This window comes from Actinoallomurus sp. CA-150999, from assembly GCF_050942425.1.
In the GTDB taxonomy this organism is placed as follows: domain Bacteria; phylum Actinomycetota; class Actinomycetes; order Streptosporangiales; family Streptosporangiaceae; genus Actinoallomurus.
Genome location: NZ_CP192063.1, coordinates 7,403,160 through 7,429,555, shown reverse-complemented (window position 1 = coordinate 7,429,555; position 26,396 = coordinate 7,403,160). Strand labels below are relative to the sequence as shown.

General features: G+C 72.7%; 29 protein-coding genes. 6 read left to right on the top strand and 23 right to left on the bottom strand.

Annotation, left to right across the window (positions count from 1 at the left end):
- Position 1: 1 nt before the first annotated feature.
- From ACQP2O_RS34360 to ACQP2O_RS34350, 3 genes are all read right to left on the bottom strand, one after another.
- A complete protein-coding gene (locus ACQP2O_RS34360) occupies positions 2-343 on the bottom strand; it encodes an ArsR/SmtB family transcription factor (RefSeq protein ID WP_433172422.1) in 342 nt (113 codons plus the stop codon).
- A 167-nt stretch (positions 344-510) separates the two neighbouring features.
- Entirely contained in the window at positions 511-666 is a 156-nt protein-coding gene (locus ACQP2O_RS34355) for an ATP-binding protein (protein ID WP_433191249.1), read from the bottom strand.
- Positions 638-1,057, bottom strand: a complete 420-nt coding sequence (locus ACQP2O_RS34350) for a sensor histidine kinase (protein WP_433172420.1) — start codon at positions 1,055-1,057, stop codon at positions 638-640. Before ACQP2O_RS34350 ends, ACQP2O_RS34355 begins: the two co-directional genes overlap by 29 nt.
- A 223-nt stretch (positions 1,058-1,280) precedes the next feature.
- Between ACQP2O_RS34350 and ACQP2O_RS34345 the strand changes: the two genes are divergently transcribed.
- Together ACQP2O_RS34345 and ACQP2O_RS34340 are read left to right on the top strand one after the other, a co-directional pair.
- On the top strand, positions 1,281-3,296 hold the full coding sequence (locus ACQP2O_RS34345; RefSeq protein ID WP_433172418.1) for a zinc ribbon domain-containing protein: 2,016 nt from the start codon (positions 1,281-1,283) through the stop codon (positions 3,294-3,296).
- Positions 3,297-3,350: 54 nt separating this feature from the next.
- A complete protein-coding gene (locus tag ACQP2O_RS34340) occupies positions 3,351-3,596 on the top strand; it encodes a hypothetical protein (protein ID WP_433172416.1) in 246 nt (81 codons plus the stop codon).
- Positions 3,597-3,606: 10 nt separating this feature from the next.
- Here ACQP2O_RS34340 and ACQP2O_RS34335 read toward each other — a convergent pair whose 3' ends face one another.
- From ACQP2O_RS34335 to ACQP2O_RS34260, 16 genes are all read right to left on the bottom strand, one after another.
- Positions 3,607-4,890: an MFS transporter gene (locus ACQP2O_RS34335; protein WP_433172414.1), complete on the bottom strand. Its 1,284-nt coding sequence runs from the start codon at positions 4,888-4,890 to the stop codon at positions 3,607-3,609.
- Entirely contained in the window at positions 4,887-6,011 is a 1,125-nt protein-coding gene (locus ACQP2O_RS34330) for a MerR family transcriptional regulator (protein ID WP_433172413.1), read from the bottom strand. The genes ACQP2O_RS34335 and ACQP2O_RS34330 overlap by 4 nt, the downstream gene beginning before the upstream one ends.
- Positions 6,012-6,140: 129 nt before the next feature.
- Positions 6,141-6,953, bottom strand: a complete 813-nt coding sequence (locus tag ACQP2O_RS34325; RefSeq protein ID WP_433172411.1) for a glutamate ABC transporter substrate-binding protein — start codon at positions 6,951-6,953, stop codon at positions 6,141-6,143.
- 13 nt (positions 6,954-6,966) lie between these two features.
- The gene (locus tag ACQP2O_RS34320) at positions 6,967-8,385 is read right to left on the bottom strand and encodes a hypothetical protein (protein ID WP_433172409.1); all 1,419 of its coding nucleotides are present in this window, start codon (positions 8,383-8,385) and stop codon (positions 6,967-6,969) included.
- Positions 8,382-9,128, bottom strand: coding sequence for an FHA domain-containing protein (locus ACQP2O_RS34315; RefSeq protein WP_433172407.1), 747 nt, complete (start codon positions 9,126-9,128; stop codon positions 8,382-8,384). Before ACQP2O_RS34315 ends, ACQP2O_RS34320 begins: the two co-directional genes overlap by 4 nt.
- A gap of 2 nt (positions 9,129-9,130) precedes the next feature.
- Positions 9,131-10,420, bottom strand: coding sequence for a vWA domain-containing protein (locus ACQP2O_RS34310; RefSeq protein ID WP_433172405.1), 1,290 nt, complete (start codon positions 10,418-10,420; stop codon positions 9,131-9,133).
- A complete protein-coding gene (locus ACQP2O_RS34305) occupies positions 10,417-11,364 on the bottom strand; it encodes a protein phosphatase 2C domain-containing protein (RefSeq protein ID WP_433172403.1) in 948 nt (315 codons plus the stop codon). The genes ACQP2O_RS34310 and ACQP2O_RS34305 overlap by 4 nt, the downstream gene beginning before the upstream one ends.
- 2 nt (positions 11,365-11,366) lie before the next feature.
- Complete coding sequence (locus tag ACQP2O_RS34300; RefSeq protein WP_433172401.1) at positions 11,367-13,754, bottom strand: tetratricopeptide repeat protein; 2,388 nt, start codon at positions 13,752-13,754, stop codon at positions 11,367-11,369.
- Positions 13,755-13,813: 59 nt separating this feature from the next.
- Entirely contained in the window at positions 13,814-14,971 is a 1,158-nt protein-coding gene (locus ACQP2O_RS34295; protein WP_433172399.1) for a hypothetical protein, read from the bottom strand.
- Positions 14,972-15,099: 128 nt separating this feature from the next.
- Entirely contained in the window at positions 15,100-15,666 is a 567-nt protein-coding gene (locus tag ACQP2O_RS34290; protein WP_433172397.1) for a CGNR zinc finger domain-containing protein, read from the bottom strand.
- A 95-nt stretch (positions 15,667-15,761) separates the two neighbouring features.
- Positions 15,762-15,965 (bottom strand): ferredoxin, encoded by a 204-nt coding sequence (locus tag ACQP2O_RS34285; RefSeq protein WP_433172395.1) that lies wholly within the window; start codon positions 15,963-15,965, stop codon positions 15,762-15,764.
- A 2-nt stretch (positions 15,966-15,967) separates the two neighbouring features.
- Entirely contained in the window at positions 15,968-17,272 is a 1,305-nt protein-coding gene (locus ACQP2O_RS34280; protein WP_433172393.1) for an NADH-ubiquinone oxidoreductase-F iron-sulfur binding region domain-containing protein, read from the bottom strand.
- Entirely contained in the window at positions 17,269-18,000 is a 732-nt protein-coding gene (locus ACQP2O_RS34275) for a ferric reductase-like transmembrane domain-containing protein (protein WP_433172391.1), read from the bottom strand. Before ACQP2O_RS34275 ends, ACQP2O_RS34280 begins: the two co-directional genes overlap by 4 nt.
- Positions 17,997-18,962 (bottom strand): FAD:protein FMN transferase, encoded by a 966-nt coding sequence (locus ACQP2O_RS34270; protein WP_433172389.1) that lies wholly within the window; start codon positions 18,960-18,962, stop codon positions 17,997-17,999. Before ACQP2O_RS34270 ends, ACQP2O_RS34275 begins: the two co-directional genes overlap by 4 nt.
- Positions 18,962-19,330, bottom strand: a complete 369-nt coding sequence (locus ACQP2O_RS34265; RefSeq protein WP_433172387.1) for a hypothetical protein — start codon at positions 19,328-19,330, stop codon at positions 18,962-18,964. Before ACQP2O_RS34265 ends, ACQP2O_RS34270 begins: the two co-directional genes overlap by 1 nt.
- An 85-nt stretch (positions 19,331-19,415) precedes the next feature.
- Positions 19,416-19,916, bottom strand: coding sequence for a DUF2231 domain-containing protein (locus ACQP2O_RS34260; RefSeq protein ID WP_433172385.1), 501 nt, complete (start codon positions 19,914-19,916; stop codon positions 19,416-19,418).
- 127 nt (positions 19,917-20,043) lie between these two features.
- Here ACQP2O_RS34260 and ACQP2O_RS34255 point away from each other — a divergent pair, with 127 nt between their 5' ends.
- From ACQP2O_RS34255 to ACQP2O_RS34240, 4 genes are all read left to right on the top strand, one after another.
- Positions 20,044-20,712, top strand: coding sequence for a response regulator transcription factor (locus ACQP2O_RS34255; protein ID WP_433172383.1), 669 nt, complete (start codon positions 20,044-20,046; stop codon positions 20,710-20,712).
- On the top strand, positions 20,709-22,064 hold the full coding sequence (locus ACQP2O_RS34250) for a sensor histidine kinase (protein ID WP_433172381.1): 1,356 nt from the start codon (positions 20,709-20,711) through the stop codon (positions 22,062-22,064). The genes ACQP2O_RS34255 and ACQP2O_RS34250 overlap by 4 nt, the downstream gene beginning before the upstream one ends.
- 99 nt (positions 22,065-22,163) lie before the next feature.
- Positions 22,164-23,090 carry an RNA polymerase sigma factor SigJ gene (gene sigJ, locus ACQP2O_RS34245; protein ID WP_433172379.1) on the top strand — a complete coding sequence of 309 codons (927 nt, stop codon included), beginning with the start codon at positions 22,164-22,166 and terminating at the stop codon, positions 23,088-23,090.
- Between the two features lie 22 nt (positions 23,091-23,112).
- A complete protein-coding gene (locus tag ACQP2O_RS34240) occupies positions 23,113-23,475 on the top strand; it encodes a DoxX family protein (RefSeq protein ID WP_433172377.1) in 363 nt (120 codons plus the stop codon).
- A gap of 4 nt (positions 23,476-23,479) precedes the next feature.
- On the opposite strand, the gene pqqE is transcribed toward ACQP2O_RS34240, so the two are convergent.
- From pqqE to pqqB, 4 genes are read right to left on the bottom strand one after another with little or no spacing between them, the layout of a single operon-like run.
- A complete protein-coding gene (pqqE, locus tag ACQP2O_RS34235; RefSeq protein ID WP_433172375.1) occupies positions 23,480-24,574 on the bottom strand; it encodes a pyrroloquinoline quinone biosynthesis protein PqqE in 1,095 nt (364 codons plus the stop codon).
- Positions 24,571-24,831: a pyrroloquinoline quinone biosynthesis peptide chaperone PqqD gene (gene pqqD / locus ACQP2O_RS34230; RefSeq protein WP_433172373.1), complete on the bottom strand. Its 261-nt coding sequence runs from the start codon at positions 24,829-24,831 to the stop codon at positions 24,571-24,573. The genes pqqE and pqqD overlap by 4 nt, the downstream gene beginning before the upstream one ends.
- Positions 24,828-25,529 carry a pyrroloquinoline-quinone synthase PqqC gene (gene pqqC / locus ACQP2O_RS34225; RefSeq protein ID WP_433172371.1) on the bottom strand — a complete coding sequence of 234 codons (702 nt, stop codon included), beginning with the start codon at positions 25,527-25,529 and terminating at the stop codon, positions 24,828-24,830. The genes pqqD and pqqC overlap by 4 nt, the downstream gene beginning before the upstream one ends.
- The gene (gene pqqB / locus ACQP2O_RS34220) at positions 25,526-26,395 is read right to left on the bottom strand and encodes a pyrroloquinoline quinone biosynthesis protein PqqB (protein WP_433172369.1); all 870 of its coding nucleotides are present in this window, start codon (positions 26,393-26,395) and stop codon (positions 25,526-25,528) included. The genes pqqC and pqqB overlap by 4 nt, the downstream gene beginning before the upstream one ends.
- Position 26,396 lies beyond the last annotated feature (1 nt).

Genomic DNA, 26,396 nt, shown 5'->3' with positions numbered 1-26,396 from the left:
GCTACTCCTCCTGCCTTGCCTGCTTCAGGTCCTGCACGTACGCGTCCAGCCGGTCGAAGCTCTCGCTCCAGAACCGCTCGAACCCGCCGGCCCACTCGTGAACCGGCCGCAACCCACGAGCGTCAAGGCCGTACAGGCGCTGCTTGCCCGCCTTGCGGTCCCGCACCAACCCGACCTCCCGGAGCACCCGCAGGTGCTTGGACGCCCCCGGCTGGGTCATCCCCAGCTCCTGAGCCAACTCGGTCACCGGCCGCTCACCCGCCCGCAGCAGCACCAGGATCTCCCGGCGCTGCGGCTCGGCGATCGCGTTGAAGACGTCCGACGTCGTCGCTGCTCGTGCCATGACAGTCATCGTATGCCCATATCGGCATACGTCAAGCCCGGGAGGAATCAGGCAGGACGGGCACTCCCGTGCTTCTACCCGCCGATCAGCTCAGACTGACGTGAAAGACCCGGGCTAGCCTGCCGTCCCAGCCCGCGTCGCGCGGCTGCGCCGCCTCGGGCTGCCGGTCATGGGATCGGGATACGGGCCTCGACCGTCGTCCCCCGGCCCGGAGGAGAGCGGACCTCCAGGCTGCCGCCGATGAGCTCGGCGCGCTCGGTCATGCTGCTCAGCCCGTAGCCGCCGCCCGGTCCGTCACCAGGCGGCGGAACGTCGTCGCGGATGCCCCCGTCCGTCGTCCGCGATCCGCAGCGTCACCACGCCGTCGGCGCGCCGCAGTCGTACCCGGACGCTCGCCGCCCGTGCGTGCTTCACGACGTTCTGCAGGGCCTCCTGGGCGATGCGGTACAGCGCGATCTCGACGTGTTCGGGCAGGCGGTATTCGTCGGCGTCGACGGTGACCTCGACCCCGGTGATGGTCCGCGCCAGGCTCGCCAGCCCGTCGGCGAGGCCGAGGTCGTCCAGCACCGGAGGACGCAGGTCGTTGATGGCCGCCCGCGCCTCGTCGAAGGTGAGGTCGGCGAGCTCACAGGCGTGTACGAGTTGCGCGGTGGCGAACTCCGACGCGTCGACCCGCGCGTCCGCCGCGGCGTCGAGGTGGAACCGCAGGCTCACGGGTTTCCTTAGGGATCCGTGATGTTGGGTCTCTGGGAGGGGCATCGAGTTGCTGTGGTTGCTCACGATGGCGAAAGCGGGTGCACTCGATGGCGCTTCGCTGGTAGGTGGTCGATACTCTGACGGGCTGATCTCGCTCGAATCTTCGAATCGCCGAGCGGGTTGCGGAGATGGGTCGCTACTGTGCGTACATGCCTGGTCGCATGTCATCTGGTCGTGTCGCATGAGCCGCAAGCTTGCGCTGGCCGCTGATCAGATGGCCCGGACCGCGACCGCCCAAGTGTTGCTGCGCGGCGGGGTGGATGAGAAGACCGGAGAGATCTTGACGGCCCGGGTGGTGGCCGAGCGGGTGGGCTGGTGCTCGGACCTGGTCGCTGGGATGACCGCTGGCCTGCTGGCCGGGCACTGGAATGCCCGTGATGTGGCGGGGCTGGCCTGCGGGGTGGATGAGGCGGGCCGCGTGTTGCCGTCGAATGCGTGGATGGCGTTGCGTCGTCTGGGCTGGGGCGTGACCGCCCCGGAGGGAGTCAAGGTTAATGACCGGATCGTGCGGATGGCCCAGGAACAGGTCGGGCGGATCCTGCGCGGTGCGCAGCACCGCGCCCAGATGGTCGCCGGGATCCTGGCAACCTGGCCTGCCGACCCGGATAAGCGCACGCCGACCGAGTGGGACGCCGTCCGTGAAGCGATCCCGGACGGCCGGTCTCTGTCGGGCAGTGTGATCAAAGCGCGCACCAGGCAGATCACCGTGTTTCTCAACGCTCGTGGGCGGCTTCCCGCCGATGTGTTCGAACTGGAAGAGGCGCCGCGCGCCACGCGGATGCTGGTGCTGGCCGCCGTCGACCGCCAGCAGGCCACCCTGGAACGCACCGAAGACGACCCTGCCAGGGCGCTGCTGCGGCTGCAACTGCCCACCCGCCCGGGCCCGCGCTCGTACGCCGACTGGACCTGGGTAGCCTGCCCACTCACGCTGTCGTCCACCGTCCCGCCGGACGCGGTGCTGCACCTGCCCACACTGCACCCCACAACCGGGCCGGCCGGTGGCAGGGTGCACGCCGACATGGCGTTCTCTCACCCCGTCCCCAAAACCCAACGCAAGGGTCACACGACGGCGCTGGGCGTCGACTGGGGCCTGAACACCCTGCTCAGCGCCGGGGCCTGCCGGCTGCGTCCAGACGGCACCGTCACCGCACTAGGATCCGGCGCGATGTTCCGGGCCGCCGGGGTGATGTCCCGCCAGCACAGGCTGCGCCGCCATGGTGAACACCTGCACGCCAAAACCGACACCTACACCCGCCTCATCGCCGGCCAGGAGGGCCATCACCTGGTCGCCAAACACGCCGTCCTACAGGCCGAGAGTAAGCACGTGGCCGACCGCCGCACCGGCCTGAACGACGCACTGGCCTGGGCAGCAGCGCGGTGGGTGGTGGATCAGGCGATCGCCACGGGTGCGAGTGTGATTTATGTGGAGGATCTGCGGTCGATGGAGGCCAAGGGCATGGGCCGCACCCTCAACACCCGCCTGTCTCAGACCGTACGGGGGCAGATCGTCCGCAACATGCGGCACCTGGCCGCCGAGACCGGCATCGCCGTCGTCACCGTCCCACCGAAGAACACCTCCAAGCATTGCCCGCAGTGTCTGGTCCCTTTGCGGCACTGCAAGGCCCCTGACCGCCCCGGCGAACCCGGGTGGAAATGGGCGACCTGCCCCAACCCCGACTGTGGCTGGCAAGGCGACCGTGACCACGGCGCGTGGCGGCGCATCGCCGCCCGCGGCCTGACCCACCAGACGAAGACCGTCGTCGAGCGCGCCACCGGCCAGATGGCCATCCCTCGCGTGATCGATGAACTTGAAGCGGGTGCGGTCGTCGCCCCGCCCGCATCCGAGCAACACCAGGCCAGCGGGGGTGATCGGTCCAAGACCGGACCGACCCCGCGCCGATCCTCACGCCCCGTGCCCAGGCGACGCGGGGCACCCTCCACCTCCAGCCCCCACGGGCCGGCGGGCCGGCGTCCGGAGGGAAACGCTCACACGGACCACAAGCTGCCTCGGGTGGCCTGCCGGTACCAGGGCGCGCGCACACCCGTGCACACGATCAGCTCAAGCACCCCCACCAGCCGGAACCGGACACGGCACCGGCCGCGAGGAGCGGCACTGGGCGCAGGCTTCCACCTGCACGCCCACGCCACCCCACCACGGTGGACAGATCCCCCAGCCACAACACCCAATTCAATGTGACTACGGATCCCAAAGCTGATCAGAGACGCTGCACAGCCGCTGGGTGATGCCGTCGTGGAGGCTGGCGGCCAGTTGGCGGCGTTCCGCCTCCTGCCCGGCGGCGACCTGTTCGGTGAACCGCTCACGCACCGCCAGGGCGGGGGGAGCCGGATGGTGCGCAAGGCCATCTGGTCGCGGCTCGGCGTGGACGCCGGCGACCCACCGGAGACCCTGGGCGGCCTGGGCGGCGACATGCACAGCGAACCGCTGGCCATCACCCAGCTCCTCCTGCTCTACCACCTGGTGACCGCCGCCCGGTGACCTGCGCAGGTCAGAGGCTGTCGCGTCGAGCCGAGTAGTGCCACAGCTCAGGCACTACGCGCGCGATCACCGCCACGGTCACGGTGGTGAGCAGCCCGCCGGCGCAGATCACCATTCGGGGGCCGAAAATGGATGCGGCGGCCCCGTGCAGCAGGTTCCCGATCTGTGGGCCTCCGATGAGTACGACGGTGAGCGATCCCTGGATCCGGCCGCGCATGGCGTCGTCGGTGAGTGCCTGAGAGATGGCGTTGCGGAAGGCGCTCAGTACGCAGTTCACCGCACCGCCGAGGACGAGCGCCGCCACCGCGATCCACAGGCGTGCGGCCAGTCCGAGGACCACGACGGTGACGCCCCACGCGGCGGCGGCCGACGCCATGAGGGCGCCATGGCGACCGGCGCGGGTGAACGTACCCGACAACAGGCCGACCATGACGACGCCGGTCGGGTAGGCGGCGTAGAGCAATCCCAGTTCCGGGCCGCCTCCGGCCGGGCCTCCGTAGGTGTGCCGGGCCAGCTCCGGGAACAGCGCGGTCGGCATGCTGAAGACCATCGCGGCGAGGTCCACCGCCAGTACCGCCACGAGCAACCGGCTCGCGGCCAGGTACCGGAAACCCGCCATCACCTGGTCGATCACGGAGCGCCGCGGGTGGTCCGGTACTGGGTCGTTCGGTGATCCAGGGTGCGGCGGCAGCGGCGGCAACGTGACGACGGCCCACACGATGGCCGACAACGCGACGGCGTCGAACAGGTACAACGTGCCGAGCCCGACGACCGGGATCAGAACACCGGCCAGGACAGGCCCCAGGACCGATCCGGCGTAACGGACCAGCGAGCTGAGACTGTACGCCGCCGGGAGAAGCTCGGCCGGGACCAGTCGCGGCACCGCGGCGCCCATCGCGGTCATGATCGCTCCGAAGGCCAGCCCCTGGCAGGCCACCAATGTCATCAGGACAAGGACCGAGCGCCCACCCAGCACCGCTTGGATCCACAACGCCGCGTACGTCGACGCGAGGCCGCAGTGGGCGGCCAGCAGCACGCTTCGCCGATCCCGCACATCGGTGATGGCACCGGTCCACAACGCCGCCACGACCAGCGCGACGAGCGACACTCCGGCGGAAGCGCCCACGGCCGCCGACGACCCGGTCACCGTGAACAGCTGCGCCGGTATCGCGACCACGCTGAACGAACCGCCGACCGCGCAGATCGCCGAGGCCGTCCACAATCGTCGATACGCTCCGATGGCCAGCGGGCGGCGGTCGACCGCATAGACGCTCAGCGCCCGGCCCCCGCTCACCGTACGGCGCCGCCGTTCGGACCGGCACCCACGGCGGCCGGTGTTTCCAGGCCGACCACGTCGGCGACGACGCAGGCGATGTTGTCCGGGGCGCCGGCGGCGTACGCCAGCCTGACCAACTCCTCGAGCACCTGCTGGGGGCCGCCCGGCCCGGTCAGCACCTCGCGCAGCGACCCGGTCGATACGACGGTCGACAGCCCGTCGGAGCACAACAGATACCGGTCACCGGCCATGGCCTCATGCATCGACAGGTCCGGCCGGGTCTCGCCTGCACCGGTCAGCGCCCGTACCAGCAGCGAGCGTTGCGGATGAGAGGCCGCCTCCTCCACGGTCAGCCGGCCCTCGTCGATCAGCGACTGCACGTACGTGTGGTCATGGGTGATCTGGAACAGGCCCCCGTCCCGTACGAGGTACGCCCGGGTATCGCCGATGTGCACCAGCGCCAGCCGGGAACCGGACCACAGCAGCGCGGTCAACGTGGTGCCCGCCTCACCTGCCGAGGCCGACGCGACGATCTCCCCGATCGTCCGGTCGGCTTCGTCGACCGCGTCGGCGAGCGCGCCGAGCAGATCCTCGGCCGGCACGGCCAGGGTCTCCAGCGGTTTCAGCGCCTCGACGGCCGCCGCGCTCGCCAGGTCACCGGCCGAACCGCCGAGTCCATCGGCCACCGCCAGCAACCGCGGGCCGGCGTACGCGGTGTCCTCGTTGCTCGTGCGCACCAGTCCCTGCTCCGACCGGGCGGCGTAATGGATCCCGAGCATGGTCGCGGACTCCTCCACTGGACTGCCCCTTCCTGACAGGAAGTCGACGAGGAAGGTGGCCAGTTGCCCACGGGCGGCGGTCTCGGCCAGCACCTGCTCCCAGTAGCCGGCGATCTCTTCTGCCGCGGCGGGCCCGGGCAGTTCGCACACTCGTTTGATACGCGCCAACGGCATGCCGAGTCGCCGGAGCCAGGCGATCAACCGGGCCTGCTCCAGCTGGGCCGGATCGTAGAACCGGTACCCCGACTCACCGTCGACCGCGGCCGGACGCAGCAACCCGAGTTCGTCGTACAGCCGCAACGCCTTCGGCGACAGCCGTGCGGCCCGGGCGAACGCCCCGATCGTGACCAACCGCGCCACCGTTCCTCCTCGTCCCGGCCACCATGGCCGGTGCCAAGGATGCTGCGGCTTCACCCAAGGGGAAGGTCAACACGGCACCGCAGCCCCACGGGGCCGCCCGAGGCCGTACGGCCCCCGGCGGCCCCGCGATCAGCCGCAGCCCTCGAACTGGGGGACGGTCGTCGTGACGTTCAGGCCGGTGGAGCCGAACCAGCGTTTGAGCAGGGTGGCGGCGGTGCCGTCCTGGTACATCTCGGTGATCGCCTTGTTGACGTCCTCGCAGCCGCCGATGTCCCCGGGCCGCAGCCCGACGCCGTACTTCTCGTCGGAGAAGGGGGCGTTGACGAAGCGGACCTGGTTTCCCCGCTGCGCCGCGAAGCCGGCCAGGATCAGGTCGTCGGTGGAGATCGCGTCGACCGTCCCGGAGGTCAGGTCGTCCAGGCACTGGCCGTACGTGGACGCCGGGACCAGGCGGGCATCGATCTTGCGCTCCTGCGTGACGCGCTGCCAGGAGACCGAGCCGGTGACCTGGCACAGGCGTTTGCCGCGCAGGTCGCGGACGTTCCGCACGGTCGTGTCGGTGCCGCGCACCAGGATGTCCTGGTGGGCGACGTAGTACGGGCCGCCGAAGACGACGCGGGTCTTGCGCTGCTGCGTGATGGAGTAGCTGGCCACGACCATGTCGACGTCGCCGGCGCGCAGCGCCTGCTCCCGCTCGCCGCTGGCCAGCGGCTTGAACGTCAGGTCCTTCGCGCCGAGCCGCTTGGCGATGTCGCGGGCGACGTCGATGTCGAAGCCCTTGAACTCGCCGTTCCCTTCGCGGAAGCCGAGACCCGGCTGGTCCTTGGCCACGCCGATGGTCAGGTGGTCCTTTCCGCTGACCGACGGCGTCGCGCCGCCGGCCACCCCGCAGCCGGCCGCCGCCAGCAGCGTCAGCGCTAGGGCGATTCGACGTAGTCGCATGTGCTGCGCTCCCTTACCGGTACTCGGACAGCCGCGGCCGGACCCCGGCGAGGATGAGGATGATGAGGAGGACGGCCGCCCCGGGCAGGATGATGTTCCAGCCGCGCAGCCCGTGGTCGCCGGCGCTGATCGCCTTGTCGAAGGCGCGACCGTGCAGGTCCTTGAGGGCGACCAGCGCCGTGTCGTAGTCGCCGAAGTCGCCGGTGCCGGCGTTCAGCTTGGTGGACAGGGCCCCGCGGCGGTCGCCGTTGGTCGCCAGCTGCCGGATGCTCCGGTCGTTCGTCTGGACCTTCTGGTACCTCGCCAGCACCTTCCGCAGCGCCTCCTGCTGACCGGGCAGCGTGACGTGGTGGGCCTCGGTGCCGAAGAAGCCGAGGAAGTCACTTCCGCCGATCTTCTGGTCGAGCTGGGCGTAGTAGGTGTCGAGGTTGCCGGCCGGGACGTAGAGGATCGTCTGGGACTTGTCCAGGTAGACCTGTTCGTACGTGTCGGCGCGGCCGGGGTCGAGCAGGTACCGGGCCTCGTCCGCGTGGGCGCTGTTGCTGATCGCCCTGGCCCGCGAGAGCGCGAGCACCGAGTCGAAGCCGTCCTCCTTGGCCGTCCGCAGGCGCCCCGCCTCGCTCGACAGGAGCGCCACGCTCACCACGACGAGCACCAGGGTGCCGACGGTGGCCAGGGCGAGGAACGGGTTGACCAGCCGGCGGAACCGCCGGACGAAGTACCACTGCACGCCGAGGAGGACGGCGATGAGCAGCAGGCCCGTGAGCACGACCCAGATGCGCCCGCTCAGCACCGCCGACCGCTTCGCCTCGTACGTCCGGCGGACCTTCGTGCCGTTGTCCAGCGTCAGGTTGTACGCCTTCGGCAGCACGTCCAGCTTCATCAGGTCGGTCGCCTGACGGTACAGCGCGGTGACCGCGGCGGGAGGGGGCCCGGCGGCGTGGTTCGACTGCTCGTCGGTCTGCAGCGCCTGTCCGGCCAGCCGTTCGTAGCGGCCGAGCGCGTCCAGCATCTCCTGCGCGGTGCGCTGCTCCGTCGCGTCCGCGCCCGCCAGCCGCGAGCCCTGCAGCAGCGCGCGGTTCGCCTCGGAGCGGCGCTGCTCGTACGTCCGGAGCGCCGCCGCCCGCCGGTCGGCCAGGCCGCGGTCACCGCCGATCAGCAGGGCGTCGGCGAGCTGGGCGTCCATGTCGCTGAGCGCGAAGTACAGGTCGCCGGTGGCGACCACCTGCGGGCCGGCGTCGTGCCCGATCACCCGCAGCCCGTCGCGGGCGTCCTGCATGGTCAGCGTCGTGACCAGGACCACGACGAGCACGGCCAGGGAGCCGACGACCGCCAGGGCGCGGATGCGTCCCGGCATCGTGCGGATCCGCAGCCGCCCGGGGACCCGTGCCCGCCGGGCTGGGGAGGACGGGGGAGTCGTCGTGATCGTCACCGCAGCCTCCGCAGCGTGATGGTGGTCCAGACGCCCACGTGCACGCGGTCGCCGTCGCGCAGCGGAACCTCCACGTTGACGGGGATGGGCGTGTCGCCCTCGTTGACGCTCGTGCCGTTCGTGGACCCCGGGTCGACCAGCGTCCAGGTGCCGTCGGGCTTGGCGAGAAGCACCGCGTGGGTGTGCGAGACGCCCGGGTCGGCGGGCGCCTCGCTCAGGTCGATCTCCGGCGTGAGGCCGCGTGACACGCTCCGCCGCCCGATCCGGACCTGCTCGCCGCTGAGCGGGATGCGCCGCGACGGGCAGTACGGCGGGAAGGAGAAGTCCTCGCCTTCCGTGACGACGCGGTCGTAGTACTCCCGGTCGGCGATGACGACGGCCGCCCAGTCGGTCGCGGGTGGCTCGGGCGCGGGGGCCTTGTCGGGCGCCCAGTCCCGCGTGACGGGATCCTCCTCGTCCGAGTCCCCGGCCGCCGGCACGGGGGCCTGCGGACGCCGGGTGGGGACGGACGGCGCCGTCGTCGGACGCGGCGTCGGTCGCCCGCCGCCGACCGCGTAGTCGTAGCCGCAGTCCTCACAGAAGCGCCCGGTGCGGGGCGTGCCGCAGTCGGGGCACCCTTCCCCCGCGGGCGCCGCCGCGGCGGGGGACGCCGCCGGTGGGGCCGGCGCCTCGCCGATGCGGGCGCCGCACACGTCGCAGTAGTCGGTGGCGGTCGAGCTGTGCCCGGCCGGACAGGTCGCCATGCTCAGCCCTCGCCCCGGCGCGTCCGTACGGTCTTGGTCGAGCGGGTGTCCAACGACATCTCATCCGCCTTGTCGATGTCCTTCTTCAGCCGGACGCGGCCGGTCGCCGGATCGTCGACGTCGACGACCTTCCCGAGCAGACCGGCGATCGCCTCGTTGCCCGACTCGTGCGCCAGCGCGACGGCCCGGCCGAGCCGCGCGGTCGCGGTGTCGAGGTCGCCGTCCTTGCGGGCCTGCAGGCCGACCTGGATGTTCTCGGCGAGCTCGGCCTGGCCCGTGTAGTGCGCGACCTTCGGGTTGATCCGGGTGGACTGGGCCTCGTCGTCGGTCCACTCCGCCAGGACGTTGCCGCTGGCCACCGTCTGGTCGCCGAGCATCAGCTTGACCCACCCGGCCCGCATCTCCCGGCCCACGTCGCCCGCCGGCACTTCGACGCAGATGTGGTAGTCGCGGCTCTCGGCGCCCCACGCGCCGAGCGGGTAGTCACCGGACCGCTCGTCCACGTCGGTACGCCGCCCGGTGAGGTCCTCCACGCTCGGCAGCACCTGCTTGACGAACCGCAGCTTGGCGTTCTGCGGCGTCCACACCCGCAGCGCGACGTCCGCGACGGCCTTGCCCATCGCCGCCTCGGTCATCGCGCGGAAGTCGGCCTCGAGGGCCTCCGGGCTGGCCACCATGTCCAGGCTGCCCAGCAGCGCGGACGCGACCTTCCGCAGCTCGGCGACCTCCCAGTCGGTGCCCACACCCCGGCAGTCGCAGACGAACCGGCCGACGGAAGCGGCCACCGCCTGGTCGAGCTGCTCCGGCGTCTCATGCTGGTTCTTGCCGTCGGTCAGCAGGATCGCGTGCCGGATGCCCTCCGGATGCCCGGCGAAGAGCCGCCCGGCCAGGCCCAGCCACGCACCCATCGCGGTGCCGCCCGTCGCCGTCAACCGGCTCAGTGCCGCCTTGGCCTCGGCGCGGGTCTGCGCGTTGGCGGGGACCAGCTCCTCCGCTCGCGGGTACACCATCTTGGCGCGGCTCGACCCGGACACGACCGCGAAGTTCACCCCGTCGCGCAGCGTGTCCACCGCGGCCTGCGCGGCCTTGATCGCCGAGATCATCTTGTTCCGCGGATAGTCCATCGACCCGGAGGTGTCGATGATGATGACCTCGGAGGCGGACGTCCCGGTGCCGACGGCGACCGGGCCCCCGGTCGACTCGACCGTGACGATCGCGTGCACCTCCTGGCCGCCCTGCGGCAGGTACCTGTTCTGGTCGATCCGGATGCTGAAGTCCGGCTGTTCACTCATTGCGCGTGCTCCTGTGTGAAAGGGATCACCACGACGGTGATGTTGTCGCGCCCTCCGGCGTCCACCGCGAGGCGTACGAGATGCCGGGCCGCCGTCAGCGGATCCGCGGAAGGCATGACGGAGGCCAGCCGCGTCGCTTCCGGGTAGTAGTTCCACAGGCCGTCGCTGCACAGCAGCAGCGTGCCGGGCCCCTCCGGCACGAAGGCCGTGACGTGCTGCTCGATCTCGCCGGCGTCCGCGCCGAGCCAGGCGACGATGGCGTGGGCGTTCGGGTGGACCTGCGCCTCGGCCTCGGTCAGCGCCCCGTGCGCGACCATCTCGGCGGCCCACGAGTCGTCGGCGGTGAGCTGCCGGGAGGCGTCCCCGGCGAGCCAGTACGCGCGGCTGTCCCCGACCCAGCCGACCGTGGCGCCGTCCGGTCCGGCGTACGCGGAGACGTACGTGCAGGCGGGCGCGTTGTGCGGCGACTCCGCGAGCGCCGTGACCGCCTCGACGGCCTTGGTCAGTGCCGTACGCGTCGCGGTCTCGGGGTCGTCGCCCGCCGCGAGCCGCTCGGTGAGCGTCTTCAGGCCCGCGTCGGCGGCGGCCTGGGAGGCCGCCTGCGGCAGGGGAGAGGTCGACACGCCGTCGCAGACCACCGCGGCGACGCCCGCACCCGCCACGGCCAGGGCCATCGCGTCCTCGTTGCGGCTGTGCCGCAGGCCCCGGTCGGTGACGCCCGCGGCGCCGCCCGCCTCCGTCTCGACGTGGTCGCGGTCACCGGGCCGCAGCACCCCGCACTGGTCGCAGTAGCCGTCGGCGCTGAACGCCGTCGACCCGCACGCCGCGCACGCCGGGCCGGTCGGTGCGGATTCCCCGGTCAGGGGCCGGCCGCACGCCTGACAGAACGCCTCGTCGGCGAAGACCTCGCTGCCGCATCCCGGGCAGCTCTCCGGTGCGTCCACGGTCAGACCACCGTCAGCGGGCGCACGGCGTTGGCCTGGTCGATCAGGAAGTGCCGCCGGGCCCGGTCGGTGGCCAGCCGGGCGAGCGTCCGGTAGGTCTCCTCGAGCTTGCGGCGCAGCCCGGTCTCGGTGAGCGGCGTGCCGAGCACCGTGCCGGTGCCGTCCCCGGACGCTCGCACCCGGCCGAGGGCCGCCTCCAGTACCTCCAGGGCGAGCAGCCCGTGGCGTCCGGGATCGAGGTTCAGCGCGGACAGCCGCGCGCCCGCCCCGGTGAGGTCGGCCTCGGTGATCTCACCCGGGTCCCGGTCGCGGACGGCCGTGGCCACGGCGGAGATCTGCGCGGCGATGTGGTGGCTGGAGATCCTGGGGACCGAGTCGAGCGCCTGGAGCGCGCCGGCGCGGTCCCCGAGCGCGAGCCGGGCGCGGGCCAGTCCGTAGCACGCGGTGACGTACCCGTGGTCGGTGCGCCACACGGTCTCGTGCAGGACCGCCGCGCCGGTCGGGTCGTCGAGCAGCTCACGGCAGTACGCGAGGCCGAGCTTGGGCGCCGCCTCACCGGGCATCAGCGAGTACAGCTCGTCGAAGAGGCCCGCCGCCTCCGTGACGTTCCCGGCGGCCAGGACGGCGACCGCGTGGTACCAGCCCACCCGCCAGTCGTCCGGTGGCAGCGCGTCGAGTACCGCGTGCGCTCCGGCCGTGTCGCCCAGGTCGATGCGCACCCGGGCGAGCGTCAGGTCGACCTCCGGCGTACGCGTGGGCGCGCTCGCCAGCGCGTCCGCGAGCCGCTCCGGCTCCAGCGCGGTCAAACCGGCGAGGAAACCGGCGGCGGCGTCGGACGAGTTCACGAGCGGCGCCGGCAGCGTCGCCGCGGCGTCCGCTGGGCGGAGCGGCTCGAACACGTCGCCCGCAGTGAACCGCTCCATCCCGAACAGCGTCGACGCGGCCGGGCGCGCCTCGCCGTCCTCGGCGGACAGCACCTCGCGCAGCACGCCGGTGAGCTGGTCCGCCATGTCGGAGGCGTCCTGGAACCGGAACGCCGGGTCGAGGTCGGTGGCACGGCGCAGCAGCCGGTTGTACGACTCGTGCCGGGCGAGCACCGGCACCTCTTCGCGCGGCGGCAGGCTCGCCGCCCACTTCCCGGTGTAGCCCTTGAACGGGAAGCTCAGCACGGCGAGCGTCCGGCCCACGGTGTACAGGTCGGAACCGACCGAGGGGCCCTCGTCGGCGATCTCGGGCGCCTGGTAGCCGACCGTCCCGTAGATCGCGCCGTCGACGTCGTCGATGCGGCGGACCCCGCCGAGGTCGATGAGCTTGAGCTGCTCCTCGGACTGGATCGCGTTGTCCGGCTTGAAATCGCAGTACAGGACGCCGAGGCCGTGCAGGTAGTCGAACGCGCGCAGCACCTCGATGCCGTACGCGATCACCTGGGGGAGCGGCAGCGACGCGTCCGGCCCCGCGGCCTCGCGGCGGTCCTTGAGGATGTCCTTCAGCGGCCGGCCGCCGACGTACTCCATGACGATGTAGCCGGAGCCGTCGTGCTGCACGAAGTTGTAGATCTTGACGATGTTGGGGTGCTCGACCTCGGCGAGGAAGGCCCGCTCGGCCGTCGCCGCGGCCAGCGCGTCGGCGTCACCGGTGTCGAGCAGGCCCTTGAGCACCACCCACCGGTGGCTGACGTTCTCGTCGCGGGCCAGGTAGATCCAGCCGAGGCCGCCGTGCGCGAGGCAGCCGAGCACCTCGTACTGGCCACCGACCAGGTCGCCCGCCTTCAGCTTCGGCGTGAACGAGAACGCGGTGCCGTCTTTCGGACAGAACCCCTCCGTACGGCCCGGCCGGCCGCCGCGGGACCGCCCCACCGGCTCGCCGCAGTTGCTGCAGTAGCGCTTGTTCTCCGCGACGACGGGGTTGGCCATGATCGCCGACGCGGGGTCCCGGTACGGCACGCGCGGCACCTCGACCAGGCCCGCGCCGAGCATGCCGCGCCGCCGCGACGACGACCGCGACGACCCGGTGCGAACACTGCGGCTCGACGTGCGCCCGCTGATGCCCGTCCCACGGCTGCCCGCGGTGACCGGCGCGGACCGGGCCGAGGCCCGGCTCGACGCGGGGCCCGTGGCCGGGCTCGCCGAAGGGCCACCGGCCGCCGGCGCCAGCCCGCACACGTCGCAGTAGCCGTCCACGATCGTGCCGCCGCACCCTGGGCGCGCGCAGCGGTCATCGGGCGCGGGGGAGGGGGCCGGAACGGCGGCGGACGCCGGGGCCGCCGACACCGTCGGCGCAGGGGCCGCGGCGGCCATGCCGCAGACGTCGCAGTAGCCGCCCTGGATGGTGCCGGTGCAGCCGGGCTGTGCGCACCGGTCGTTCGCCGGAGCGGCGGAGCTGGGTGCCATACCGCATACGACGCAGTATCCGTCCTCCACGGTTCCGGAACAGCCAGGCTGGGTGCAGTTCAATTTCGATCTCCGATCGCACGCTGGTACTCCGCCAGCGCGGCGGTGGCGCGCCGCAGGTCGCAGGGGGAGGTCCACAGCAGGTCGTGGGCCCGCTGGTAGAGGTCTGTCAGCACGGGGTCCTCCGAGCCCCCGAGCCGCCCGGCCTTCGCCCGGTACGCGTCGAGCCGGCCGCGCAGCTCGTCCCGCCGCTCCAGGACGCCGGCGATGGTCCGCACGGTCGTCCGCGTCTGCTCGAGGGCGCTCGCCGCCGCCTCCTCGAGCTGCGTCACGCGCTCGGCGAGGTCGGTCCACCGGCCCTGTACGGTGCCGAGCGCGGCCAGCCGGTCGGCCAGCGCCGCCGACGACTCCGGCAGGTCCGGCAGCATGGGCGACGCGATCTTCGCGAGGACCCGCTCGCGCACCTGCAGCGCCTCGTCCTCGGCGGTGCGGATCAGCCCGATGGTCTCCTCGATGCGCCGCAGCCGCACGTCGTACTCGGCCCGGACACGGACCGCCTCCTCCAGCCGCGACCGCAGCGCGCCCAGCGCGGCGTCGACGCCGTCGAAGGCGGCCGGGCGCATCGACAGCGGGTCGGTCCGGACGGTCTCGCGCAGCCCGTTCAGGTCGCCCTTGAGCCGGTCGTACTCCGGATCCGGCCCCAGGGAGTCGAGCAGCCCCTCGACCGCACGCGCCGCCTCGGCGGCCCGGTCCAGCCGGGTGAGCAGCGCCGACCAGGCGGTGTCGACCTCGGCGATCGACCGGGCCGCCTCCTCGTACAGCGCGGTCATCCGGGTCACCACGTCGTCGAGGGAGAGGCGTTCGGTGGCCGGGCCGAGCAGCGTCCGCTTCTCGAGGGGGATCTCCGTCGCGAGCTCGATGGAGGGTCCGCGCAGCAGGCGCTCCAGCTCGGCCAGCTCCGCGTCGTCGGGCTTCTTCCGCCGCGCCCGGATCTCCTCGGCCTGCCCGAGCACGCGTCCGTACGACTCGAACAACCGCCACAGCGACGCCATCCGGTCGCTCAGCTCGGTCCACCGGTCGGCGGTGAGCCCGGTCAGCGGCGCGCCCTTGAGGAGCTTGTACCCCTGCTGCGCCTCGAGTTCGAGCAGCCCGGACGTGATGCGATCCCGTTCATCGCGCAGGCGACCGAGGACACGGTCCACCTCGTCCCGGTTCAACGGCCCCCGCCTCATCCTCACCGCACGCGCCGAGCCCCAAAAGAGCGCCATGCGGGCTAGTTTGTTCGGTTATCGCCCTATGTCGGCTGACTAGTTTTCACCAAACCCGGGGGCGGTCACAAGCACTGTCAGGCGGGTCGGTGTCGCTGATAGTGGCGGGCGACCCGGGCGCGGTTGCCGCAGCGGGCCGCCGAGCACCACCGGCGGCGCGGATGGGCGGGCAGGAACAGCAGCACGCAGTCCTCGGCCTCGCACTCGCGCACCTTCGTGACCTGGGGGTCGGCGATGAGGTCCGCGGCGGCCTCGGCCAGCCAGGCCGCCAGGCGCACCCCGGCGGTACCGCTACGGCGGCGGGCGGCGATGATCGACGAACCGTCCCAGGCGAGTTCGCGGATGGCGGGCGCGGCGCGCTGCGCGTCGTTCAGCGCCTCCAGCGCGGACGCGGGAGGGCGCTCGCCGCGCCGGGCATGGCCGATCGCGAGGCCGGCGCCGTCCCGCACGGCGTGAACGGCCGCCACGTCGGCGACGGTCAGGCCCGCGGTCTCGTGTGCGGCCGGGTCGGGAAGCCGGTCGGCCTCCAGCTCCAGCCACGTACGCAGCTCGGCAGGGGAGCCGAGCAGGTCCGCGTCGTAGGGTCGGGTGTTGACCAGGTCGAGCGCCAGCGGCTCACCGGTCAGCGGGATGAGATCACTCACGCCTAACGGTATATCAGTGCGATGATGCGTTAGATAGGGGACTGCTCCGTCAAGGTCCGCGATGTCATGCCCTCAGCGCATCACCGCTGAACCGGTCAGTGCGCGCGGTCGCGCTCGAGCAGCAACGCCAGGGTGGGACAGTCCGCCACAGCGCGGCGTGCCAGCGGCAGCAGCCGGTCGGGCAGTGTCCCGATGATCGGGTAGCCCCACTCGTCCAGGTCGATCGTCTCCGGGAGAAGCTCCGCGCACAGGCCGTGCCCGGTGCAGGCGATCGGGTCGACCCTCAGCCGCCACGACACGTTCACCACTCCTCGGGGATCGGCAGGACCGACGGCCACTGGGCGAGCAGGCAGCCCTCCGCGCGCGTGTGGACCCGGAGGTGCCGTCCGAAGACGCGGAGGGCGCTGGCCGCGAATCGCACGGCGCCGTCCGGGTGACGGCAGGCGCCACGGCCCGCGATGACCGACAGCCGTCGGTCGAGCCGACGGTACAGCTCCGTGCTGATCCGGCACGCTGCGAGCTCGGCGAAGTCCGCGGCGATCGCGGGCAGCCCGTGGAGGCAGGGTCCGCACTGTCCGGCCGTCTCGGCGGCGAGCCATGCCAGGACTCGTGCCGACTCCGCCACCCCGCACGCCTGCTCGGGCAGCGCGACCAGGATGCCCGGCCCCAACGCGAGGCCGACGGCCTTGAACGCCGACGGTGTCGTCGGGATGTCCAGCAGTTCGGGCGCCAGCCAGGTGCCGCCGTACCCGCCGGTCAGAACGGCCTGCAGCGGCTCGGACGGGCCGCCGGCCAGCCGCAGGACCTCGCCGACCGGCGTGCCGAGCGGTACCTCGAGCACGCCGGGGCGTGCGACCGCGCCCGACACCGTGAACAGAGCCGTGCCCGGCGCCTCCTGGCTGCCGCACGAGCGGAACCAGCCGGGACCGTACCGCGCGATCAGCGCGATGTGGGCGAACGTCTCGGCATTGCCGACGAGCGTCGGCCGGCCGCCGACGCCGCGCTCGAAGGGGCGGGGCGGCGTGACGGACGGCCGGGCATCGCCCGCGTCGATCCAGCGGACCAGAGAGGTCTCCTCACTGGCGACGTAGCGGGGCGGTACGGCGGTCACCCGTATCGGCACCGGCGCCAGCCGCGCCCCCTCGCGCTCGGAGGCCGCCCGCCGGACCGTGTCCTCCAGGGTGACGGCGCCGCCTCGCCGTGCGTCGGTCCGCCGGTCCCGCCCGGCGTGCACACATACGACGATCTCGCGTGCGCCGACGGCACCGGCGGCGAGCGCGGCCCCGTCCAGCACAAGGTGCGGCGCGACCGTCAGCAGCGCACGGTCCTTGCCGCTGGCCGGCTCGCCTTCGGCGGCGTTGACGACCACCACCGCGGACCGTCGTCCGGCGGCCACCGAGCGAAGTTTGCGGCCGGTCGGGAACCCGCCGCCGCCCCGGCCGGTCAGCCCGGACTCCTCGACGGCCTGGATCAGCGCGGCGCCCGCTGCGGCCAGAGGCGGCGCGCCGTACTGCGCCAGGTGGTCGTCCAGCCCCGCCGGTCGGCCCAGCGCGTGATATCCGGCGAGCAGGCGTACGGCGTGCGGGGCCGCCGTTTCGGCGGTCACCGCCCACCCTCGCTGCCCGATGGTGTGGCCCGAGTCGACCGTGGGGTCGTCCCCGTCCCCGGGGTGCTCGCGTTCCCGAGCAGCGAGGCGGGCGTGCCGGAGCGCCGTGCCCAGCCGCCGGCCAGCGGCCCGGACACGGTCCAGGCGGCGACGACCAGGGTCGTGACGAGCGTCAACAGCCCGGTGCCGATCCGTAGCCCCGCATTGCCCGGCCCCGCGGCCGCCAGCCGCCAGGCCACGGCGGCCAGCGTGACGGCGGCGCAGACCCCGGCGAGCACGAGGAACAGCGAGGACCGGACGTCCGAACCGGTACCGAGCGCGTGCACGACGGCCGCGAGCCAGCAGGCGTACGATGCCCAGTGCAGCGCCTTCCAGCTCCGGTAGCCCATTCTGGTCCGCAGCAGGCTGGTCGCCGTGAGGACGACCATCACGTCGAACGCGACGGTGCCCAGGCCCAGCCAGATCGGCCGGTACGCCGAGCCGAACGGCACGACGACGTCGGTCAGGGAGATCGGCGCGTAGGAGTCGGCGACCGTGGTCGCGATGTGCACGGCGAGGAAGCCCAGGCCGGCCAAGGTGAGGTTGCGGTGCAGCCCGGCGAGCACGAAACGGGGCGCGCGCCGCCCGCCGACGCGAAGAGCCGACAGCACGCCGAGCGTCAGCACGACCGTGAGGAACAGCAGCGTGACCTCTCCGGTCGCGCGTGTGGCATACCACAGGAAATTCATCCTGCCCGCCCTCCCGGTGACACGGGGCCGGTCGTCCCCTCAATCGCGACGGCGGTCCCCTCGGGCCAGCCGGCCAGGGTGAATGGACGCCCGTCGAGACGGACCAGGCGCGTCGGCAGCCGCAGATCGGTCAGCCAGGGGATCGCGACCCAGCCCTTGACCAGGGCGGCGGTCGCGGCGGCGTTGGCCTCGACGCAGGAGGCCGCCGCGACGCTGGCCGTACGCCAGCAGGAGGCGGCGGGAACGCCGGTCGCCGGGTCGATGATGTGGTGCAGCCGCTGGTCTCCGCGCCGCCAGCACCGTACGGTCACCGACGAGGTGGCCAGGCCACCAGTGGTGATCACGACGTCCTGGCCGGAGGCGACCGACCCGTCGTCGCGGTGGTCGTCGGTCACGCGGATCCGCCAGCCGCCGTCAGGCGGCGGCCCGCTGACCGCGATGTCGCCGCCCAGCGAGATGAGCACCCCGCAGCCGGTGTCCGCGAACGCCCGCGCGGCGGCCTGGTCGGCGGCCAGCGCCTTCGCCGTCGCGCCCAGGTCCAGCCGCACGCCGCGGGGCAGCCGCACGACCTGCCCGTCGAGCCGTACCGTGCGCCAGCCGGCGACCCGTCGCCGCACCAGGCGCGGAGCCGGACCGCCACGGTCGACCTCCGCGATGTCCCGGTCGTACCCGGCGGCCACCAGCGCGGCCCCGACGGTGGGGTCCACCACGCCATCGGTCGCCTCGGCCACCTCCAGCGCCCGCTTCAGCGTTCGGGCGAACAAGGCGGACACCCGGACCGGCCGGCCGGCCGCGGCGTTGAGCCGCGACAGCTCCGAGTCGGCGCGGAACCGGTCGCACGCCGCCCCCATCGCCGTGAGCTCGACGTCCAGGGCGGCCCGTGCCGCGTCGAGTCGCTTCGGGTCGGTGACGAGGAGCCGCGCCGTCGTCCCCCAGATGGGGAAGCTGACCGCGGCCGTCATCACGAGCCACCCGAGGTCGCGTGCGTCGGCCGCCGTGACGGGGTGCTCGGCGGGGCGGCCGGTGCGGTCGCGGGCGGAGTGAGGTGGTGGCGGTGGGTCCGGTGCGGCCGCGCGGAGGCGGAGGAGCCGGTCGAGTCGGACGGCGACGGGCTCACGGTCGGCGGCGTGGCCGGCTCCCCCGAGGACGTCGGAGCCGCCGGGCCGACGTGCGGCCGGTCGGCGGCCTGCCCCGGCAGCATGTGCGCCAGGCCGGCGGCCAGCAGGCCGGACAGGACGACGCCGACGCCGACCGCCCGGCGGGTCCAGGCCGTCACCTGGTTCAGGCCGGCGTCGCGCCGGCGTCGACGTGAACGTTCGGGATGGTGCATCGTTCGTTCTCCCTCGACATGTCCCCAGATTCGAGTGTCATCGGCGGGATGTTCGAAAGCCGTGCCTGAAATGTGAAGAAGTCGCTCAGGGTTGCCGGTGAGCGGCCTGCCCGGAGGATGAGGTGTCGACGCCGTGCCAGGCGGCCGCCGCGCCGCTGTGGCCGATGCGTGCCACCTGGACGCCGCTGGCCACCGCGCCGACCACCGCGACGATCGCGGCGGCGACGGTCAGGTACCGGCCCCACTGCACGTTCCGCCTGGCCCCGTACCAGCGCACGAAGACCAGCACGGCCAGGCCCAGCCAGAGCAGAGCGGCGAAGGGCAGCAGGCCGTCGGCCATCTCGGTGTGCCGTTCGACGAGCGGGGTCCGCTTGACGTGGGCTTCCAGCAGTTCGCCGGTGTGCGTGGCGAGCGGGACCGCGAGAAGGGCCACCGTCGCCACCCCGAGTGCCAGAGAGGCGTACCGCTCGCGGGCGGCGGGCCAGACGGCGACCACGATCGCACCGAGGGCGGCCAGCGGGATGAGGACCACCACCGCGTGGATGATGAGGGGGTGAGCGGGGAGTCCCATGATGGTGGAGGGCATGAGGGTCTTTCTGGGAGGTTCGGCCGGCGGGTGGGTCCGCTCCACTATTCCGGGTCATGGCTGAACAGGGATTACGGGAAATGTTCAGAAGTCGTTCAGATCGGACCCCCGGCCGTACCGTGAGAGCGTGACCGACGTGCCGGTGCGGATCCTGATAGTCGAGGACGACCCGGGGATCTCCTCCTCCCTCCAGCGCGGCCTGACCCGCGCCGGATACGACGCGTGCGCCGTGAGCACGGCCGCGGACGCCTTGGCCGCCGAGCCCTACGACGTGATCCTCCTCGACCTGGGCCTGCCGGACGCCGACGGCACCGAGCTGTGCGGCACGCTCCGGCAGCGGTCCGACAGCGCCATCCTGGTGATCACCGCGCGCGGGGAGGAGCCCGACCGCGTCGCCGCGCTGGACGCGGGCGCCGACGACTACATCGTCAAGCCGTTCGGGTTCGCGGAGCTGATGGCGCGGATCCGGGCGGTGCTGCGCCGCAGCAGGCTGACCGAGACGTATCTGCTACGGCACGGCTCGCTGGTCATCGACACCCGGGCCCGGCGGGTGACGTCCGGGGACACCGAGGTCTCCCTCACTCCCACCGAGTTCGACATCCTCGAGTGTCTCGCCACCGACCCGGGAAGGGTGGTGAGCCGCCAGGAGATCCTCGAGCGGGTGTGGAACACCCACTGGTACGGCCCCACCCGCGTCCTGGACGTCCACATCGCGGCGCTGCGCCGGAAGCTGGGCGACCCGTCGGCCATCCAGACCGTCTACGCCCGGGGCTTCCGGCTCGGGGACCTCGGGTGACCAGCCGGATCCTCGCGGCGTTCCTCGTCCTGACCGGCGGCCTGATCATCGGCGCGCTGCTGCCGCTGGGGTTCGCAATGGCCGACCAGCATCGACGCGACTACCAGACCAGCACGCTCGAGCTCGCCCGCGCGCTCGCGAGCACGGCCGAGGAGGGTCTCGAGGATCGCGACAGCGCGACCAGCCTGCCTCGCAGGCTGGCGGCGGTGCGCCGCGAGGTCGAGGGCGGCGACCACGCCGTCGTCACCGTGGTCGACCGGAAGAGCCGGGTCATCGCCGGAGCCGACACCGGCCTGTACACGCCCGCCCGCGCCGCCATCGGCCTACGCCGGCAGACCAGCGTCTCCGATCTCGGCGACCGCCTCCTGGTGATCGTGCCGGTCGGGGTGCAGGACGAGCGGGTGCGGGGCGCCGTGCTGCTGGCCCGGCCGCTCACCCCGCTGCGGGACCGGGTCGACCTGTTGTGGATGCGACTCGGCGTCATCGCGTTCGCGGCGGTGGTCACCGCCGTCGTCCTCGCCATCTACCTGGCCAGGTGGGTCGGCCGCCCACTGCGTCGGCTGGGCGCGGCCGCCGAGGCCCTCGGCGCCGGCGAATTGGCGGTGCGCGCCGATCCGCCGCGTCGCCCGCAGGAGGTGCGCGGCCTCGCCGAGCGGTTCAACGTGATGGCCGCCCGCCTGGAGAACCTGATCTACGACAGCCGCGCCGTCCTTGCCGACGTCTCCCACCAGCTCCGTACGCCGCTGGCGGCGCTGCGGTTGCGCATCGAACTGTTCGCCGAGGAGGCCGAGTCCGGCGGGCGCGAGGCGGATGCGGCCGAGTTCGCGGCCGCGCTGGAGGAGTTGGGCCGCCTGGCCCGCATGGTCGACGGGCTCCTCGCCGTGGCCCGGGCGGAGAACACCACGGCGCCCCCGCAGGCGATCCCGGTCGTCGGCCTGCTGCGGGAACGCGTGGACGCTTGGAAACCGGTCGCGGCCGAACGAGGCGTCGAGCTGTCGCTGAAGCCCGGCGAGTCCCTGACCGCGATGCTGGGCCCCGGCCACCTGGAACAGGCGATCGACAACCTGGTCGACAACGCGCTCACCGCGACGCCCAGTGGCGGTCACGTACGGATCGGAACAGGCCGCACCGGTCATCGGGTCCGCGTCACCGTCGCCGACGACGGTCCCGGCATGTCGCCCGAGGCGATGAAAGAGGCGTTCCGCAGGTTCCGCACCGACCGCGCGGGCGGCACCGGCCTGGGGCTGCCCATCGTGCACCGGCTGATCACCGCCGACGGCGGAGACGTGACGCTGTCCGAGACCTCCGGCGGAGGGCTCACCGTCACCCTGGACCTTCCGGCGACGAGGTGACCGCTGCGGCCAGGAGGGGGCACGCGGGGATGTCACACTTCGAGGGGCCGGGGCGCTCTCAGGTGGTGATCTGAGTGCTCATGGCAGGAGGAACCCACCATGTCCCACCGCCCGCCCGACCCGGTGCCGGACTCACCGGCGGAGACGGCCACGCGCGTCTTCGTCGACCACCGGGAGCTGCTGTTCTCCATCGTCTACACGATGCTGGGCAGCGTCGCCGACACCGAGGACGTGCTCCAGGAGGCCTGGCTCGCCTGGGACGCCCGCTGCCGCGCGTCCGGCGGAGAACCGATCGGGAACCCTCGCGCCTACCTCGTACGCGTCGCGGTCAACCGGGCCCTGACCCGGCGGGAGAGCATCAGCCGCCGCCGGGAGGAGTACGTCGGGCCGTGGCTGCCCGAGCCACTCGCCACCCCGCCGAGCCCGGACGACGTCGCCGACGGCGTCGTGCGCGGGGAGTCGGTGTCGATGGCGCTGCTCGTGGTGCTGGAGACGCTCTCTCCGCTGGAACGCGCGGTGTTCGTCCTGCACGAGGTGTTCGGCTACTCGCACCCTGAGATCGCCGGCGTTCTGGGCCGCAGCGCCTCGGCGGTCCGGCAGGTGGCGCACCGGGCCCGCGAGCACGTGCACGCGCGCCGTCCCCGGTACGAGGCCGACCCGCGCGTCCGGCGTCAGGTGACCGAACGGTTCGTCGCGGCCATGGTCGGCGGCGACATCGAGGCCCTCATCCGGGTCCTGGCGCCCGACGTGACCCTGTGGGCCGACGGCGGGGGCAAGGCACGCGCGGCGGGCCCCCGGCCGGTCCAGGGCCGCGACAAGATCGCCCGCCTGCTCATCGGCGACGCCGTCCGGCGGCCCATCCCCGATCTCGCCGTCCGCTACGAGCACGTCAACGGCGAACCGTCGGCCCTGCTGCTGTCCGGCGACACGTTCTTCGCGGTCGTCGTCCTCGACCTGAACCACGGCGGTCAGGTGTGCGGCATCTACACCGTGACCAACCCCGACAAGCTCTCCCACCTCGGCTGAACAGCGGCCTTAGGAGTATTCAGTGTTCACCGCCTATGTCGTCGTCGCCGTCATCGCGATCGCCGCGAACGGTTTCTCGGGTGTCGCCGCCGTCGCTCACTTCAAGCCGATCCTGCCGCCCATGGCCAGGGCCGGTGTGCCGGAGTCCTGGCTGACATTCCCGATCGGCACGTCGAAGATCGCGGGTGCCGTGGGGCTGCTGCTCGGCCTCGCCGGTGTGCCGCTGATCGGAGCGGCCGCCGCCATCGGCCTGGTCCTGTTCTTCGTCTGCGCCCTCTACACCCACATTCGCGCGAGCGACTATTCGCTCCAGTTCGGCCTGGCCAACGGCTTCCTGGCGCTGGCGGTCGCCGCCCTGGCCCTCGACCTGGCGGCCACCGGGTGATCCGTCACGCGCCGGGGCGGCGGTAGACGAACTCGGCGGTCGCGGGCGCCTCGGTGAGCTCCCGGATCAGGTGGTGGTCGGGGGACAGGTGGCAGGCCGGGTCCGTGCGGGCCGCGTCTCCGGTCAGCGCGAACGCCTGGCAGCGGCAGCCACCGAAGTCGACCTCACGCTGTGGGCAGGTGCGGCACGGCTCGCGCATCCAAGACGTGCCCCGGTAGGCGTTGAAGGCGGGGGAGTGCTCCCAGATCCAGGCGAGGGAGTGGTCGCGGGCGTTCGGCGGCGACAGGTCCGGCAGCGCGTACGCGACCGGGCAGGGGAGCACTCGTCCGTCCGGGGCGACGGTGATGGAGCGGTTGCCCCAGCCGCCCATGCACGGCTTGGCGATGCCCTCGTAGTAGTCCGGCACCACCCAGATCAGCTCGATCGAGGACCGCTCGCGCCAGCGCCGTACGGTCTCCTCGGCGGTGGCGAGCAGCTCCCGGCCCGGCAGGAGCGCCGTCCGGTTGCGCAGCGCCCACCCGTAGAACTGGGTGTTGGCCAGCTCGATGCGTTCGGCGCCCCACTCGACGCCCAGCCGGATGATGGCGTCGAGGTTGGCGAGGTTGTGCCGGTGCAGGACGACGTTGAGACCGAGTGGCAGGCCCGCGGCCCGTACGACCTCGGCGGCGCGTTCCTTGTCGGCGAACGACCGTCGGCCCGCGATGTGGTCGGAGCCGGCCGCGGTCCCGTCCTGGACGGAGAGCTGGACACTGTGCAGTCCGGCGTCGGTGAGCTCGCCGAGCCGGGCCGCGTCGAGGCCGACGCCGCTGGTGACGAGCTGGGTGTAGATCCCGGCGCGCTCGGCGGCGGCCACGATCTCGGTCAGGTCGGGCCGCAGGAGCGGTTCGCCGCCGGAGATGTGGGCGTGCACGATGCCGAGGTCGCCCGCCTCCTCCATGAGGCGGACCCAGGTGGCCGTGTCCAGCTCGGTGGAGCGCCGGACCAGCTCGACCGGGTTGGAGCAGTACGGGCAGTGCAGCGGGCACGCGTGGGTGACCTCGGCCAGCAGCGCCCAGGGTGGATCGACCGCCCCGGCAGTGGCGGTCTCCTCGATGCTCATCTCACCCACCCCTCGTCGCGCACCCGGCCCAGGAACTCGCCGACGTCGTCGGCGAGGGGCGCGCCGGGGAAGTCCGCCGTCAGCTCCTCGACGATCTGCGTCGTCGTACGGCTGCCGTCGCACAGCCGCAGGATGCGGCCCGCCTCCGGGTTCAGCACCACGACCCGCTCGGGCATCACCAGCAGCTCCTTGTCGCGCACCCGGTCGTGGCGCAGCCTGATCGACGCGGCCAGCGTGGGCCGCCACTCGGCGTTCAACCGCGCTCCACGGCGTCGAGAAGGCTCCACAGCACGTCGCACTTGAAGGACAGGGCGGCGACCGCGCGCTCCTGGTCGGCGCGGTTCCGGGCCCGGTCGAGGACGAGCGCGATGGCCTCCTGGCTGTCGTTGCGGCCCTGGGAGATCCGGCCGCGGAAGTACCGCAGCCCGTCCGCGTCGACCCAGGGATAGTGGCGTTCGAACGCCTCGATGCGGACCCGCATGAGGTCCGGGGCGAACAGCTCGGTCAGCGACGACGCGACGGCCTCCAGCGGGGGGCGCAGGCGGCAGAAGTTGACGTAGCCGTCGACGGCGAGGCGTACGCCCGGCAGCACCTCTTCGCCCGACAGCAGCCGGTCCCGTTCCAGGCCGGCCGCCTCGCCGAGGCGCAGCCACCGCTCGATGCCGCCCTCGCCGGGCGCGGTGCCGTCGTGGTCGTGGATGCGGTGGATCCACATGCGCCGCAGCTCGGCCGTCCCCAGCTTGGCCAGGATGAGCGCGTCCTTGACCGGGATGTGCTGCTGGTAGTGGAAGCGGTTGAGGATCCAGCGCCGCAGCTCGTCGGGCGTGAGCGTGCCCTCGTGCATCCGCAGGTTGAACGGATGGCGGTGGTGGTAGCGGCGCGCGACGACGTCGCGCAGACGTTCCTCCAGCTCCGTCGTCGTCCAGGGGGGCAACTCCGTGTCGGCGATGCTCACAGCTCGATCACCGTCCTGTCGGGCGCGACCTCGATGCCCAGGGCCGCCAGCGACGCGTGCGCCGGGGCGGTCGGGTCGACGAGGGGATTGGTGTTGTTGAGGTGGGTGTACAGCTTCCGGTGGGCCAGCAGCCGCGACAGCGGGCCGGCGGTCCATGTGATCGGCAGGTGCCCCATCTGGGTGGCGGTCCTCTCGGAGACCCCCATCCGGCGGGGCTCGTCGTCGTCCCAGAACGTGCCGTCGACGATGAGGCAGTCGGCGGCCGACAGCACCTTGTCGAGCTCCGGCGTCCAGTCGGCCAGGCAGGGGGCGTAGACGGCGGTCCGGTCGCCGTCGGCGAGCACGAGGGCCACCGACCACGCCCCGTCCGCGTCGGCGTCGGCGGCGTAGCGGGGCCGTTTGCCCGAGACGCGCACGGCCTGCACCGACACGGTGCCGCCGAGCCGTACGGGCCGGTCCTCTGGGAGGTCGTGCCAGGTGAGGCGGGTGTAGGGGGCCATGACGTCGTTCAGGCGGAGCCGGTCGCACAGGGCGCCGGTCACCGCCGGTGTCGCGATGACGTCGACCGACGCGGCCTCGCGGAGCCGGGCCAGTCCCAGGGTGTGGTCGAGTTCCGCGTCGGTGAGGATCACGCCGGCGAGGGGGGTGTCCCGCGAGCCGGGTGCCGGCGTGCCGCAGAACTCGACCTGGTCGGCGATGTCCGGGGTGGCGTTGATGACGAACCATCGGTCGCCGACTCGGATCGCCGCCGAGGCGTGCCGGCGCCGGCGCTCCGGGTGGGAGCGGGCACCGGCACACCCCGGGCACGCGCAGTTCCACTGAGGCACGCCGCCGCCGGCGGCCGTGCCCAGGATCTGCAGGAGCAAG

What these genes read in the sequence shown, in the direction of transcription:
- ACQP2O_RS34360 (WP_433172422.1), bottom strand. Translation starts at nt 343, where the DNA reads ATGGCACGAGCAGCGACGACGTCGGACGTCTTCAACGCGATCGCCGAG.
- ACQP2O_RS34345 (WP_433172418.1), top strand. Translation starts at nt 1,281, where the DNA reads ATGAGCCGCAAGCTTGCGCTGGCCGCTGATCAGATGGCCCGGACCGCG.
- ACQP2O_RS34325 (WP_433172411.1), bottom strand. Translation starts at nt 6,953, where the DNA reads ATGCGACTACGTCGAATCGCCCTAGCGCTGACGCTGCTGGCGGCGGCC.
- ACQP2O_RS34315 (WP_433172407.1), bottom strand. Translation starts at nt 9,128, where the DNA reads ATGGCGACCTGTCCGGCCGGGCACAGCTCGACCGCCACCGACTACTGC.
- ACQP2O_RS34310 (WP_433172405.1), bottom strand. Translation starts at nt 10,420, where the DNA reads ATGAGTGAACAGCCGGACTTCAGCATCCGGATCGACCAGAACAGGTAC.
- ACQP2O_RS34300 (WP_433172401.1), bottom strand. Translation starts at nt 13,754, where the DNA reads ATGGCACCCAGCTCCGCCGCTCCGGCGAACGACCGGTGCGCACAGCCC.
- ACQP2O_RS34275 (WP_433172391.1), bottom strand. Translation starts at nt 18,000, where the DNA reads ATGAATTTCCTGTGGTATGCCACACGCGCGACCGGAGAGGTCACGCTG.
- ACQP2O_RS34270 (WP_433172389.1), bottom strand. Translation starts at nt 18,962, where the DNA reads ATGACGGCCGCGGTCAGCTTCCCCATCTGGGGGACGACGGCGCGGCTC.
- ACQP2O_RS34265 (WP_433172387.1), bottom strand. Translation starts at nt 19,330, where the DNA reads ATGCACCATCCCGAACGTTCACGTCGACGCCGGCGCGACGCCGGCCTG.
- ACQP2O_RS34260 (WP_433172385.1), bottom strand. Translation starts at nt 19,916, where the DNA reads ATGCCCTCCACCATCATGGGACTCCCCGCTCACCCCCTCATCATCCAC.
- sigJ (WP_433172379.1), top strand. Translation starts at nt 22,164, where the DNA reads ATGTCCCACCGCCCGCCCGACCCGGTGCCGGACTCACCGGCGGAGACG.
- pqqE (WP_433172375.1), bottom strand. Translation starts at nt 24,574, where the DNA reads ATGAGCATCGAGGAGACCGCCACTGCCGGGGCGGTCGATCCACCCTGG.